Genomic DNA, 12624 nt, shown 5'->3' with positions numbered 1-12624 from the left:
AGGCAAGTCCAGGAGGTGGACGTGCGCACATCGGGCACCTGTCCGGCCCGACCTGTTCCGATGACCGCGCGCGCCGCCGCAGCCGTCGTCCACCCGCGCACGGCCGGCGCCCCGGATCGCGGTTTCGTCCCCACGCCGGCGCCCCGGCGCAGATCGCACAGGCGTTGATCACCATGGCACAGGCAAGCAGCGGGCTGGTTGAGGAGAGCGCATGACTCGTTTGGCTCGGACGACACAGGAGATCCACGGCACGGTCGCCGACGGATTCGAGGCGGTACGGGAGGAGTTCGCCGCGTTCGTGGCGGAGGAACAGCCCGACTACGAAGGTCAGTTGTGCGCGTATGTGGACGGCCGCCGGGTCGTCGACCTGTGGGCTCCCGGCGACGGCGCCGGCCCCGACTCCCTCTACGGCGTGTACTCCTCGACCAAGGGCGCCGCGTATCTGGTGGTCGCCCTGCTCGTCCAGGAGGGCACGCTGGAGCTGGACCGCAAAGTCACCTACTACTGGCCGGAGTTCGCCGCCGAGGGCAAGGGCGCGCTGACCCTGCGCGAGCTGCTGGCCCACCGGGCCGGCGTGGTGGGCACGGACGGCGGGTTCTCGCCGCGGGAGCTGGCCGACGACCGGCAGCTCGCCGAACGTCTCGCCGACCAGCGGCCGTTCTGGCGGCCGGGCACCGCCTTCGGCTACCACGCGCTGGTCATCGGGGCGCTCACCGGCGAGGTCGTGCGCCGGGCCACGGGCCGTACGCTGCAGGAGCTGTACGAGGAGCGGGTGCGGCTCCCTTACGGCCTGGACTTCTTCCTGGGGCTGCCGGCGTCGCACGAGCCGCGGTTCCGCACCGCGCAACGAATGCCCCCGACGGCGGAGCAGCGGGCCCTGCTGGACTCCCTGCCCGGCGGCCCGCACACGCTCGCCGCCGTCGCCTTCAACCGCCACGCCGCCGAGCCGACCGACCTGGAACTCCTGCCGAACGACCCGCTGATCCGGGCCAGGGGGCCGGCCTCGGTGGGCGGGGTCGCCTCGGCGCGCGGGCTGGCCGGGCTGTACGCGGCGGCGATCAGCGAGGCCGGCGGGAAGGCGCCGCTGCTGAAGGAGGACACGGCGGCGGAGTGCGGACAACTGCACTCCGTCGGCTACGACGTGGTGGCGCGCTCGCACAAGTCGTACGGGCTGGGCTTCCAGGCCACCGCGGACACCTGGCACCCGTTTCTGGGCGTCGGGGCGTTCGGGCACAGCGGGGCGGGCGGCTGCCAGGCGTTCGCCGACCCGCGCAGCGGGCTCGCCTACGGCTACACGCGGCGGCGTTTCGCCTTCCCGGGCGGCGCGGCCCCGGAGAACGACCGGCTCGCGGGCGCCGTGCACCGCGCGGCCCTGGCCGCCGGCTGACGACCGGCGAAGGCCGCACCCCACGCACAACGCTCGGCTGGGAAACCCCAGCCGAGCGCCTGTCTCAACTGCTCGCGGCCTGGACAACCGACCACGTGTTGCAACGACCCCTGGAAACCGCCGGGTCTTCCCGGGAGTGCGGCCTTCGGCGTACGCGACGCCGGGCGCCGGGCGCCCTACGGCGGGCGGCGGGCGACGGGCACACGGCCGTGCCGGTGTCGCCGCACGGCGGTTTGCGGCGGTTCGCGGCCGTTGGCGGTCGTTCGCGGCCGTTGGCGGTCGTTCGCGGCCGTTGGCGGTCAGAGCTTGACGATCATCTTTCCGGTGTTGTCGCCGCGCAGGACCCCGAGGAACGCCTCCAGGTTGTTCTCGATGCCCTCGACGACCGTCTCGCGGTACTTCAGCTCACCGGAGCGGACCCAGGCGCCGACCTCCTGGACGAACTGCGGCTGCAGGTCGTAGTGGTCGCCGACGAGGAAGCCCTCGATGCGGCCGCGGGTCTGGATGAGGCGGGCGAGGTTCTTCGGGCCCGGGGCGGGCTCGGTGTTGTTGTAGACCGAGATCATGCCGCAGATCGCGATGCGGCCCTTCTCGTTGAGGGAGCCGATGGCGGCCTCCAGATGGTCGCCGCCGACGTTGTCGAAGTAGACGTCGATGCCGTCGGGGGCGGCCGCGCGCAGCTGCTCGGCGACGGGGCCGTTCTTGTAGTTGAAGGCCGCGTCGAAGCCGTACTCCTCGACGAGGAGCTTGACCTTGTCGTCCGAGCCGGCCGAGCCGATGACGCGGGAGGCGCCCTTGAGCCGGGCGATCTGGCCGACCTGGCTGCCGACGGCGCCGGCCGCGCCCGACACGAAGACGGAGTCGCCCTCCTTGAACGCGGCCGTGCGCAGCAGACCGGCGTAGGCGGTCAGGCCGGTCATGCCGAGCACGCCGAGGTAGGTGGAGAGCGGCGCGGCCTCGGGGTCCACCTTGACGGCCTGCCGGGCGTCGAAGGTGGCGTACTCGCGCCAGCCGCCGAAGTGCAGGACGTGGTCGCCGGCCTCGACGCCCTCGGCCTCGGAGGCGACGACCTCGCCGACCGCGCCGCCCTGCATGGCCTTGCCCAGCTCGAAGGGGGCGACGTAGGACTTGGCGCTGCTCATGCGGCCGCGCATGTACGGGTCGACGGAGACGAACGCGTTGCGCACCAGCACCTCACCCGGGCCGGGGCGGCGGATCTCCGCCTCGGCGAGCTCGAAGTCCTCGGGCTTCGGCCAGCCGACGGGGCGGCTGAGCAGACGCCATTCGCGGCTGGTGGTGGGGAGGGCCGAGTCAGTCATGGGAGAGGCTGCCTTTCACACGCTCGAAAATGCTTCACTACCTGAAACAACCATGCGCCTGGATATTTCAGGATGTCAAGTAACGGGGTACCCTCGATCCATGCCCGCCTCACATCCGACCTCGCCGGCGCCCTCACATCCGACCTCGCCGGCACCCTCACGGGCGTCCGGGCCGACCGGTCCGACCACGCACCCCGACGCCCTGACGCTGGAGGTCGTGGAGCTGATCGGGGAGGTCGTGGCCCGTTTCTACGAGGACTACGAGGACGCCGCGGCCGACCACTCGCTCACCGGCGCCCAGGCGCGGCTGCTGAGCCTGCTCTCGCTGGAACCGCTGCCGATGCGCAAGCTGGCGCAGAAGCTGAAGTGCGAGCCGTCGAACGTGACCGGCATCGTCGACCGGCTGGAGTCGCGCGGTCTGGTGGAGCGGCGCCCCGACCCGGCCGACCGCCGGGTGAAGCTGGCGGCGGCCACCGAGGAGGGCCGGCGGATCGCCAGGGGGCTGCGCGAGTCGCTGCGGTTCGCCCGCGAGCCGTTGGCGGGGCTGGCCGAGGAGGAGCGGCTGGCGCTGCGCCGACTCCTGCACCGCATGCTCACGACCGAGACCGCCCGGCACTGACCCCCCGGGGCCAAGACCGCCCGGCACTGGCCCCCCCGGGCCGAGACCGCCCGGCACTGGCCCCCCGCCTGGGCGGGACCGCCCGGCGCTGACCACCCGGGGCCGAGACCGCCGGGCACTGGCCCCCGTCTGGGCCGGGACCACCCGAGGCCGGGACCGCCCGGCACTCGCCCCCCCACCTGGGCGGGACCGCCGGGCACTGGCCCCCGTCTGGGCCGGGACCACCCGAGGCCGGGACCACCCGGCACTGGCCCCCGCCTGAGCCGGGACCCACCCGGGGCCGGCCGCCCCGCCCGGCCCGAGGGCGACGCTTCCCGTCGTCCCCGGCCGGTGTCAGTCGTCCGGGGTCGGTCGCGGGCGCCGGCCGGGACCGCCCGGCACTCGCCCCCCACCTGGGCGGGACCGCCGGGCACTGGCCCCCGCCTGAGCCGGGACCACCCGAGGCCGGGACCACCCGGCACTCGCCCCCGCCTGAGCCGGGACCCACCCGGGGCCGGCCGCCCCGGCCGGTGTCAGTCGTCCGGGGTCGGTCGCGGGCGCTTGCCGGCGGTGCGGTTCGCCTGCCGGACGAGTTCGCCCGCGGCGAGGGTCGCGACGGCCACGGCGCGCACCGGGCGCGGGCCGCCGCGGGCCGCCCACCAGACGCAGGCGCAGCCGCCGAGGACCAGGACGAGGACCAGGACCAGGACCCCCGCGAGGACGGACGCGATCACGCCTCCCCCCGCTCATCCGCCGTGAACTCGTACTGCAACTCGTAGAGATGGCCCGCCTTGACCATCACCGTCACCTCGACGGGACGGCCGGCGTCGTCGGTGACCACGCGCAGCGTGCGCAGCACCGGCGTGCTGCTGGTGAGGCGCAGGACCCGGTACTGGTCCTGGGTGGGCACGCGGGCGGAGACGCGGTCCGTGCTGCGGCGGGGCGCGTGGCCCAGTCCGGCCAGCACGGCGGGGGCGCCGCCCCGGATCCTGCGCCCCTCGGCCAGGGGCGTGCCCCGGGCGATGTCCAGCGGGTAGTAGGCCTCGACGAGTTCGGCGGGCTCGTCGTCGACGAGGAGTATCTGGCGGCGCAGCATCGCCACGCCGTCCGGCGGGAGACCGAGGGCGGCGCGGACGTCGGCGGGCGGGCGGGCCTGCGTCACGTCGAGGAGTTCGACGCGGGCGTGCGTGCCGTGCTTGGCCGCCTCGGCGAGCCACCGGTAGGGCTCCCCGGGGCCGCCCGGCGCCATGAGGGATGCGGGCCGGACGGTGCGCTGGCGGTGCTCGCGGACGGTGACGGCGGCACCCGCGCGACCGATCACCAGGCGCTCGTCCTTGAGCAGCTGCAAGGCCTTCTGCACGGTCGCGCTCGACGCCTCGAAACGCTCCTTGAGCTGGGCTGTGGTGGGCAGGTTGGCGCCGGGGGCGAGCTCTCCGCTCATGATGTCGTCGCGCAGATCGGCCGCGATGCGCTCGTGCAGGGAGCGGCGGTCGACGGCTTCCGGGTCTGCCTTGGGCACGGTCATCCGATCCTGATCTGGTAGCGCAGCCTCTGCCGTAGGGCAGGCATCACCATACGGTCGGCCTGGATCGGCCGGTCGTCGCGGTCCAGGGTGAGCCGGACCAGCCGCAGGACCGGCTCGCCGGGGGCCGTGCCCAGGGCCTCGCGCTCCTCGTCGTCCGGCATCCCGGCCGTGACGTCCTCGCGGACCAGGGCGCCGACGTGGCCGAGTTCGGCGAGCAGGGTGAGGGCGCCGCCGGGGATCTTGGCGGTTCCGGCGAGACGGGTGCCGGCGGCTATGGCGGCCGGGTAGTAGGTGTCCGTCAGCTCGCTGGGCCGGTCGTCCAGGAGGATCAGGCGCCGACGCACCACGACGGGCTCGCCCTCGGGAACGCCGAGCAGCTCCGCCACCTCGGCGGGCGCGGGCACCTCGCCGGCGTGCAGGATGCGCTGGGCGCCGCGCCGCCCCCGCGCCGCCGCCTCGGCCGCCCAGGCGTCGCCCTGCCCGGCGAGCCGGGGCGTCAGATACGGCAACGACGTGCTGACCCAACCGCTCCCACCCACGACGTCCTCCTGTACGGCCGACCGTTTTCCCGACCCTGCCGTCCTACACGGTAGGCGACTCGCCCCGTCCGCCGACCGCCACCCTCGAGCCACCCTCAGCCACCGGCAGCGCCACCCTCAGGCGCCTTGTTGCCTTTCGCGAACAACAGTAAGGTGTCGCCGCAGGACGCCCCTGAGCCACGGAGGTGCCCCCCGTGCCCTTGTCACGGCAACGTCGTTTCCCCCGCTCGCGCGCCTCGGTAGGGGCCGCCCGCACCTTCGTCCACCAGGTCCTCATGGACTGGGACCGCCTCGACCGGCTGGACGACGTCACGCTGTGCGCGTCGGAACTGGCCACCAACGCCCTTCTGCACGGCGTGCCGCCGGGCAGGCAGTACTGCGTGACGCTCACCCTCGACGGCCCGCTGCTGCGGCTCGCGGTGCGCGACACCGGCGACCACCCGGCCCCCGCGGGCCCGCCGGCCGAGGACGCCTGCTCGGGCCGGGGGCTGCACCTGGCCCGAGAGGTGTCGGACGACCTGGGCGTCACCGAACACGTCATCGGCAAGACGGTGTGGGTGGTCTTCAAGACGGACGGCGAGACGGACGGCGGTGTCTGACGCCGCCGGCGGCTCAGGTCCTCTTACGGGTCGTCATGAACCGCTGGACCAGGATGAACGCGCACAGCAGCACACCGGTGGCGATCTTGGTCCACCAGGAGCTGAGCGTGCCCTCGAACTGGATGATGCTCTTGATCAGGCCCAGCACGAGGACGCCGAAGAGGGTGCCCAGGACGTATCCGGAGCCGCCCGTCAACAGCGTGCCGCCGATGACGACCGCGGCGATCGCGTCGAGTTCCATGCCGGTCGCGTGCAGCGGGTCGCCGGACTGGATGTAGAGGGTGAACAGCAGCCCGGCGAGCGCCGAGCAGAACCCGCTCACCGTGTACACGGCGATCTTGGTGCCGCCCTGCGGGAGACCCATCAGCATGGCCGACTGCTCGTTGCCGCCGATGGCGTACACCCGGCGCCCGAAGCGGGTGTAGTGCAGGACGTAGAACGCCACGGCGAGGACGACCAGGGAGACGATCGCGCCGATGGACAGGAACCCCACCCCGAGCGAGGCCTGCGCCTGGGCCAGGCTGCTCACGGTGGAGTCGCCGATGGAGATCGACTCCTTGCTGATGACCAGGCACAGACCGCGGAAGAGGAAGAGGCCGGCGAGGGTCACGATGAAGGGCTGGATCTCGAAGTTGTGGATCACATAGCCCATGAGGAAGCCGCCGAAGGCGCCGACGCCCAGCGCCAGGGGGATCACCAGCAGCAGCGGCAGGCCCTGGCGCTCCACCAGCCAGGCCGTGAACATCGTGGTGAAGCCGATCATCGAGCCGACGGAGAGGTCGATGCCGCCGGACAGGATGACGAAGGTGACGCCGACCGCGGCGACCAGCAGGTAGCCGTTGTCGATGAACAGGTTCAGGAAGACCTGCGGTTCGGCGAACCCGTAGTACTGGTACCGGGCCAGGCCCCCGCCGTACATGAGCAGGAAGAGCAGGGCCGTCACCGCGACGGGCAGCCTCCGGTCGCCGAGCAGCCGGGCCGCCCGGGACGAGGACGCGGACGGGGTACGGCTGTCGGAGGCCGTGGGGCCCTGGGTGGTCGCGGTCATCACGACACCTCCATCTTGGGAGCGGCCTCGGTCGCCGCGGCGGGGTCGGCCGGAGCCGCGGCCGGCTTGGCGCCGCCCTTCGCGCCGAACCGGCCGGCGAACTTCGCACCGAAGACCTTGGCGCGGAACTTCGGGGACTGCAGCAGGCAGACGACGATGACGACGGCGGCCTTGAAGACCAGGTTGGTCTGGGTCGGCACGCCGATGGTGTAGATCGTGGTGGTCAGCGTCTGGATGACGAGGGCGCCCACCACCGTGCCGCCGATGGAGAACCGGCCGCCGAGCAGCGAGGTGCCGCCGATCACCACGGCGAGGATCGCGTCGAGTTCGATCCACAGGCCGGCGTTGTTGCCGTCGGCGGCCGAGGTGTTGGAGCTGATCATCAGTCCGGCGATGCCCGCGCACAGCGCGCAGAACATATAGACCATGATCTTGATGCGGCGGGACCTGATGCCGACCAGGCGGCTGGCCTCGGCGTTGCCGCCGACCGCCTCGACCAGCAGGCCGAGCGCCGTGCGTCGGGTCAGCGCCACGGTGACGGCCACCACGACGGCCACCACGAAGATGGAGAACGGCAGGGTCAGCCAGTAGCCGCCGCCGATCAGCTTGTACGGCTCGCTGTTGATCGTGATGATCTGGCCGTCCGTGATCAGCTGGGCGACACCGCGTCCGGCGACCATGATGATCAGCGTCGCGATGATCGGCTGAATGCCCATCCGGGCCACCAGGAAGCCGTTCCACAGCCCGCAGACGACCGCGGCCAGCAGGCCGAGGCCCATCGCGAGCAGCACCCCGGACAGCGCGCCCTGGTCGTGCTGGTCGCTGATGTACGAGCAGGCCAGCGCTCCGGTGATGGCGACCACCGCGCCGACGGAGAGGTCGATGCCGCCGGTGGCGATGACCAGCGTCATGCCGACCGCCACCAGGATGAGGGGCGAGCCGAACAGCACGATCGAGACGAGGCTGCCGTAGAGGTGGCCGTCGGCCATCCTGATCGAGAAGAAGTCGGGCGTGAAGGGGACGTTGACGAGCAGCAGGAGGACGAGGACCGCCACGGGCCAGAACAGGTGGTGGCGGGTCAGCGTCCGCCACGGGGAAGAGGTGGTCGGCTCGGTGGTCACTGGTGCTCTCCGCTCGCGATGGTCTCCAGGATCCGGCTCGTGGTGATGTCGGGCCCGTTGGCGATCTGCGCCACCAGCCGGCGGTCGCGCAGCACTCCGATGGTGTGGCTGAGCCGGAGCACCTCCTCCAGCTCGGCCGCGATGTACAGCACGGACACGCCCTCCTCGGAGAGCGAGACGACGAGCTTCTGGATCTCCGCCTTGGCGCCGATGTCGATGCCGCGCGTCGGCTCGTCGAGGATCAGCAGCTTCGGCTGGGTGATCAGCCAGCGGGCCAGCAGCACCTTCTGCTGGTTGCCGCCGCTGAGCCGGCCCACCCTGGCCTCGGGGTCGGCCGGGCGGATGTCGAGGGCCTTGATGTACTTGGCGACCAGTTCGTCGCGCTGGGCGGCCGGGATCGGCCTGGTCCAGCCGCGCGAGGCCTGCAGGGCCAGGATGATGTTCTCCCGCACCGTCAGTTCGGGCACCAGGCCCTCGCTCTTGCGGTTCTCCGAGCAGAACGCGACGCCCGCGCCGATCGCGTCGTTCGGGGCGCTCATGGAGACGCTTCTGCCCTCGATCGTCACCGTGCCGGTGTCCGGCTGGTCGGCGCCGAACAGCAGCCGGGCGAGTTCGGTGCGGCCCGATCCGAGGAGGCCGGCGAGCCCGATCACCTCGCCCTTCCTGATCTCCAGGTCGAACGGCGCGATGCCGCCGGCCCGGCCCAGACCCTGGGCGTGCAGCAGTGTGTCGCCCGCGTCGGCGTGCAGCTGCTGTTCGTGCAGCTCGTCCAGCTGGCCCATGGCCTTGCCGAGCATGAGCTGGACGAGGCCGACCTGGTCGAGGTCGCTCACCATGTGCTCGCCGACCAGCGTGCCGTTGCGCAGCACGGTCATCCGGTCGCAGACCTCGTAGATCTGGTCGAGGAAGTGCGAGACGAACAGGATCGCGACGCCCTCTTCCCTCAACCGCCGCATCAGGGCGAAGAGTTGGAGGACCTCGTCGCGGTCGAGGCTGGACGTCGGCTCGTCGAGGACCAGCACCTTGGTGCCGGGTCCCTCGCCGTCGCCGGTGTTCAACGACCTGACGATCGCGACCAGTTGCTGGACGGCCAGTGGGTACGAGGACAGGGGCGCGCCGACGTCGATGTCCAGCCCGAGCCGGTCCACCAGCTCCGCCGCCTCCCGGCGCAGCCGCTTCCACTGGATGCGGCCCATGCGGGTCGGTTCACGCCCGATGAAGATGTTCTCCGCCACCGACAGGTTGGGGCAGAGGTTGACCTCCTGGTAGACCGTGCTGATGCCGGCCTGCTGGGCCTGCAGCGGGCTGGCGATCCGCACGGACCGACCGTCCAGGGTGATCGTGCCGCCGTCCAGGGAGTAGACGCCGGTGAGCACCTTGATGAGGGTGGACTTGCCCGCCCCGTTCTCGCCCATCAGGGCGTGGATCTCGCCGGGGAAGAGCCGGAAGTCGACGTCCGACAGAGCCCGTACCCCCGGAAACTCCTTGACTATGCCCGTCATTTCCAGGACGGGCCGCGGCTCTGCCATGGCAGCGCTCCTCATGAGATTGGTCAGGCCCGCAGGGAGCCCCGGGACCGATGGCGCTCGGTCGGCCGCGGGCTCCCCGCCGGTGGGTGCGTCGGTTCAGTACTTGCGGCTCGGGAGCGCGGCCTTGGCCTGGTCCTGCAGGAAGTCGCCCTCCTTGGTCTTGATCCAGCGCTCGACCGTCTCGCCGGCCTTGACCTTCTTCACGGTGTCCATCAGCTGCGGGCCGAGCAGCGGGTTGCACTCGACGATGGCGTTGATCTTGCCCTCGGACATGGCCACGAAGCCGTCCTTCACGCCGTCGATCGAGACGATCAGGATGTCCTTGCCGGGCTTCTTGCCCGCCGCCTCGATGGACTGGATGGCGCCGATGGCCATGTCGTCGTTGTGCGCGAACAGGACGTTGATGTCCGGGTTCGACTGCAGGAAGGCCGCCATGACCTGCTTGCCGCCGGCGCGGGTGAAGTCACCGGTCTGGCTGACGACGATCTTCCAGTCGTCCTTGTGGCCGGCGTCCATGACCTCCTTGAAGCCCTTGGCGCGCTCGATGGCCGGAGCGGCGCCGGTGGTGCCCTCCAGCTGGGCGATCTTCACCGCGCCCTTGTGGCCGGCCTTCTCCAGGACCTTCTCCAGGATCTTGCCGGCGCGGCGGCCCTCGTCGGTGAAGTCGGAGCCGACCAGCGTGACGTACAGGGAGTCGTCCGAGGTCTCCACCGAACGGTCGGTGAGGACGACGGGGATCTTCGCGGCCTTGGCCTCCTTGAGGACCGCGTCCCAGCCGGTGACGACGACCGGCGAGAAGGCGATGACGTCGACCTTCTGGGCGATGTAGCTGCGGATCGCGGAGATCTGGTTCTCCTGCTTCTGCTGGGCGTCGGAGAACTTGAGGTTGTACCCCGCCTCCTTGGCCGCGTCCTTCACCGAGGTGGTGTTGGCGCTGCGCCAGCCGCTCTCCGAGCCGACCTGGGAGAAGCCCAGCGTGATCGTCTTGCTGCCGCCCGAGGAGGAGGAGCCGGAGGAGTTGTCGTCCTTCTTGGCACAGGCCGTCAGACCGCCCGCCGCCGCCACGCCGACCGCCGCGGTGAGGAAGTTCCTTCTGCTGAGCATGTTCTTCTCCTTTGAAGAGCCGGCCCGGGGACGGACCTGCTGGTACTTGACGGGACCGGCTGCACTGCGTCCAGCCTGTCGATCACTGTTCGGGATTTCGGCCACACTGCCGGAGCGGGTCGGCCGACGGGTTCGTCAGAGAGGTGTGCCGTCCGGCTGGGCGGCGGAGGGGAAGGTACTGGCCCGGACGACGAGCTGGGGTTCGATCGCCACCCGGGGAGTGACGGAGGGCGGCCGGCCCTCGATCTGGTCGAGGAGCAGGGCGATGCCCCGCTTGCCCACCGCCGAGAAGTCCTGCCGGACGGTGGTCAGCGGCGGAGCGAAGAACTCCGCCTCCGGGATGTCGTCGAAGCCGACCACCGCGACGTCCTGGGGCGTGCGCACCCCCGCTTCCCGCAGGGCCCGCAACACCCCCAGCGCCATCTGGTCGTTGGCGACGAAGACCGCGGTCAGCCCCCGGCCCACCCAGCCGGCCAGTTCCTGGCCCGCACGGTAGCCCGACAGCGGACTCCAGTCGCCGCGCAGCAGCATGGGCGGCTCGACGCCCGCCGCTTCGAGGGTGTCCCGCCAGCCGGCGGCTCGGTCGGCCGCCTCCTGCCAGTCCTCGGGCCCGGCGAGATGCCAGACCGTGCGGTGGCCGGCGGCCAGCAGGTGGCCGGTGGCCAGCCGTGCCCCCAGATGCTGGTCCACGCCGACGCCGGCGATGTCCACACCCGGCCCGCCGCCCACGATCACGACGGGGAACGGGTGGCGCAGTTCGGCGAGGGCGTCCACCGCCGACCGCTGCGGCGCGATGGCGACCACCCCTTCGACGCCGCCCTCGCTGAGGTGGTCCAGGGCCTCGGCCAGACTGTCCATGGTCAGTTTGCGCAGACTGACCGTCGAGACGAGGTATCCCTCGGCACGCGCCGCCTCCTCCAGCGCGAACAGCGTGCTGGCCGGTCCGTACAGGGTGGTGTCGGAGGCGACCACGCCCAGCGTCCGGGTGCGGCGGGTGGCCAGGGCCCGCGCGGAGAAGTTGCGGCGATAGCCCATCTCCTCGATCGCGCGCAGCACTCGGGCCCGTGTCGCGTCCCGCACGTTGGGGTGGTCCCCCAGCACCCGGGACACGGTCTGGTGGGACACGCCGGCCTGACGCGCCACGTCGGCCATGGTGGGCGGCCGAAGCCGGGTGTGTGCCACGGGCGCCCCTCCTTGACTGTCGTTCGTCGACACGGCCTGCGCTGCGGGCGGACGGTTCCGCGCCGCGGACGTCACTCCGGGATCCCGGAGAGCCCGACGGCTGCGGGGGAAAGGACGAGTCGAGGCGATGTCGGCACGACGCTCGCTCCTCCCCCGGCGTTGGGCGTTGACTGGTGAATGCGGAGGTCATTGTGAGCGCTAACAATTCGCGGCGGTCAAGAGGGCTGCAGCCATACGTCGTCACGGTTCCATAACGCGTCATAGCGCCTCGACCCATCACCCCTGGTCAGACCCCTGAGGACGCGCCGAAGCGCCGACGCCGGCCGACCCCGCGCCCGGGGGCCGCCCGACCGGCCGAGAGCGGGAACCGGGCACGGGCCGGACGAATCCCGGCCAGGGAAACACCGATCACACCGCCCTGGACGAGCCGTCCACACCTCGGGCGCCCGGCCCGGCGCCCCGCACGAGGCTCCGACGCGACGCATCCCGGCCACGGCTCACCGAGCTCGACCGCACCGGAACCGGCCGCGGACCTGCGCCACGGCCCACAGCCGACGGTAGGAGGCCGACGGCAGGCGGCACGCGGCACGCGGCCGACGGCAGGCGGCACGCGGCCGACGGCAGGCGGCACGCGGCCGACGGCAGGCGGCACGCGGCCGACGGCAGGCGGCAC

12 protein-coding genes are annotated in these 12624 nt (G+C 72.0%); 3 read left to right on the top strand and 9 right to left on the bottom strand.

The window, feature by feature from the left end; genetic code table 11:
- Positions 1-211 precede the first annotated feature (211 nt).
- Positions 212-1387 (top strand): serine hydrolase domain-containing protein, encoded by a 1176-nt coding sequence (locus ACFVYK_RS10840; protein ID WP_389771358.1) that lies wholly within the window; start codon positions 212-214, stop codon positions 1385-1387.
- A 299-nt stretch (positions 1388-1686) separates the two neighbouring features.
- Here the strand turns inward: ACFVYK_RS10840 and ACFVYK_RS10835 are convergent, their stop codons facing one another.
- Positions 1687-2706, bottom strand: a complete 1020-nt coding sequence (locus ACFVYK_RS10835; RefSeq protein ID WP_389771354.1) for an NADP-dependent oxidoreductase — start codon at positions 2704-2706, stop codon at positions 1687-1689.
- A 100-nt stretch (positions 2707-2806) separates the two neighbouring features.
- On the opposite strand from ACFVYK_RS10835, the gene ACFVYK_RS10830 reads away from it, so the two are divergent.
- Complete coding sequence (locus tag ACFVYK_RS10830) at positions 2807-3325, top strand: MarR family winged helix-turn-helix transcriptional regulator (protein WP_389771351.1); 519 nt, start codon at positions 2807-2809, stop codon at positions 3323-3325.
- A gap of 512 nt (positions 3326-3837) precedes the next feature.
- On the opposite strand, the gene ACFVYK_RS10825 is transcribed toward ACFVYK_RS10830, so the two are convergent.
- From ACFVYK_RS10825 to ACFVYK_RS10815, 3 genes are read right to left on the bottom strand one after another with little or no spacing between them, the layout of a single operon-like run.
- Positions 3838-4038: a hypothetical protein gene (locus tag ACFVYK_RS10825; RefSeq protein ID WP_389771348.1), complete on the bottom strand. Its 201-nt coding sequence runs from the start codon at positions 4036-4038 to the stop codon at positions 3838-3840.
- Entirely contained in the window at positions 4035-4829 is a 795-nt protein-coding gene (locus tag ACFVYK_RS10820; RefSeq protein ID WP_389771345.1) for a GntR family transcriptional regulator, read from the bottom strand. Before ACFVYK_RS10820 ends, ACFVYK_RS10825 begins: the two co-directional genes overlap by 4 nt.
- The gene (locus tag ACFVYK_RS10815) at positions 4826-5368 is read right to left on the bottom strand and encodes a GntR family transcriptional regulator (protein WP_389771342.1); all 543 of its coding nucleotides are present in this window, start codon (positions 5366-5368) and stop codon (positions 4826-4828) included. Before ACFVYK_RS10815 ends, ACFVYK_RS10820 begins: the two co-directional genes overlap by 4 nt.
- A 194-nt stretch (positions 5369-5562) precedes the next feature.
- Between ACFVYK_RS10815 and ACFVYK_RS10810 the strand changes: the two genes are divergently transcribed.
- Positions 5563-5967 carry an ATP-binding protein gene (locus ACFVYK_RS10810; protein WP_389771340.1) on the top strand — a complete coding sequence of 135 codons (405 nt, stop codon included), beginning with the start codon at positions 5563-5565 and terminating at the stop codon, positions 5965-5967.
- Between the two features lie 13 nt (positions 5968-5980).
- Here ACFVYK_RS10810 and yjfF read toward each other — a convergent pair whose 3' ends face one another.
- The 5 genes from yjfF to ACFVYK_RS10785 all read right to left on the bottom strand — a co-directional run bounded on the left by yjfF (position 5981) and on the right by ACFVYK_RS10785 (position 11951).
- A complete protein-coding gene (gene yjfF, locus ACFVYK_RS10805) occupies positions 5981-7015 on the bottom strand; it encodes a galactofuranose ABC transporter, permease protein YjfF (RefSeq protein WP_389771338.1) in 1035 nt (344 codons plus the stop codon).
- Positions 7015-8136, bottom strand: coding sequence for an ABC transporter permease (locus tag ACFVYK_RS10800; protein ID WP_389771335.1), 1122 nt, complete (start codon positions 8134-8136; stop codon positions 7015-7017). The genes yjfF and ACFVYK_RS10800 overlap by 1 nt, the downstream gene beginning before the upstream one ends.
- Positions 8133-9665 carry a sugar ABC transporter ATP-binding protein gene (locus ACFVYK_RS10795; protein ID WP_389771333.1) on the bottom strand — a complete coding sequence of 511 codons (1533 nt, stop codon included), beginning with the start codon at positions 9663-9665 and terminating at the stop codon, positions 8133-8135. Before ACFVYK_RS10795 ends, ACFVYK_RS10800 begins: the two co-directional genes overlap by 4 nt.
- Before the next feature lie 96 nt (positions 9666-9761).
- On the bottom strand, positions 9762-10769 hold the full coding sequence (locus tag ACFVYK_RS10790; protein ID WP_389771330.1) for an ABC transporter substrate-binding protein: 1008 nt from the start codon (positions 10767-10769) through the stop codon (positions 9762-9764).
- A gap of 135 nt (positions 10770-10904) precedes the next feature.
- The gene (locus tag ACFVYK_RS10785) at positions 10905-11951 is read right to left on the bottom strand and encodes a LacI family DNA-binding transcriptional regulator (RefSeq protein WP_389771327.1); all 1047 of its coding nucleotides are present in this window, start codon (positions 11949-11951) and stop codon (positions 10905-10907) included.
- Positions 11952-12624 lie beyond the last annotated feature (673 nt).

The sequence above is a fragment of the Streptomyces sp. NPDC058291 genome (assembly GCF_042880855.1).
GTDB lineage: Bacteria > Actinomycetota > Actinomycetes > Streptomycetales > Streptomycetaceae > Streptomyces.
This window is presented reverse-complemented; position numbering and strand designations above follow the sequence as displayed.

Coding starts and splice junctions, on each gene's coding strand:
- ACFVYK_RS10840 (WP_389771358.1), top strand. CDS start 212: ATGACTCGTTTGGCTCGGACGACACAGGAGATCCACGGCACGGTCGCC.
- ACFVYK_RS10835 (WP_389771354.1), bottom strand. CDS start 2,706: ATGACTGACTCGGCCCTCCCCACCACCAGCCGCGAATGGCGTCTGCTC.
- ACFVYK_RS10830 (WP_389771351.1), top strand. CDS start 2,807: ATGCCCGCCTCACATCCGACCTCGCCGGCGCCCTCACATCCGACCTCG.
- ACFVYK_RS10820 (WP_389771345.1), bottom strand. CDS start 4,829: ATGACCGTGCCCAAGGCAGACCCGGAAGCCGTCGACCGCCGCTCCCTG.
- yjfF (WP_389771338.1), bottom strand. CDS start 7,015: ATGACCGCGACCACCCAGGGCCCCACGGCCTCCGACAGCCGTACCCCG.
- ACFVYK_RS10795 (WP_389771333.1), bottom strand. CDS start 9,665: ATGGCAGAGCCGCGGCCCGTCCTGGAAATGACGGGCATAGTCAAGGAG.
- ACFVYK_RS10790 (WP_389771330.1), bottom strand. CDS start 10,769: ATGCTCAGCAGAAGGAACTTCCTCACCGCGGCGGTCGGCGTGGCGGCG.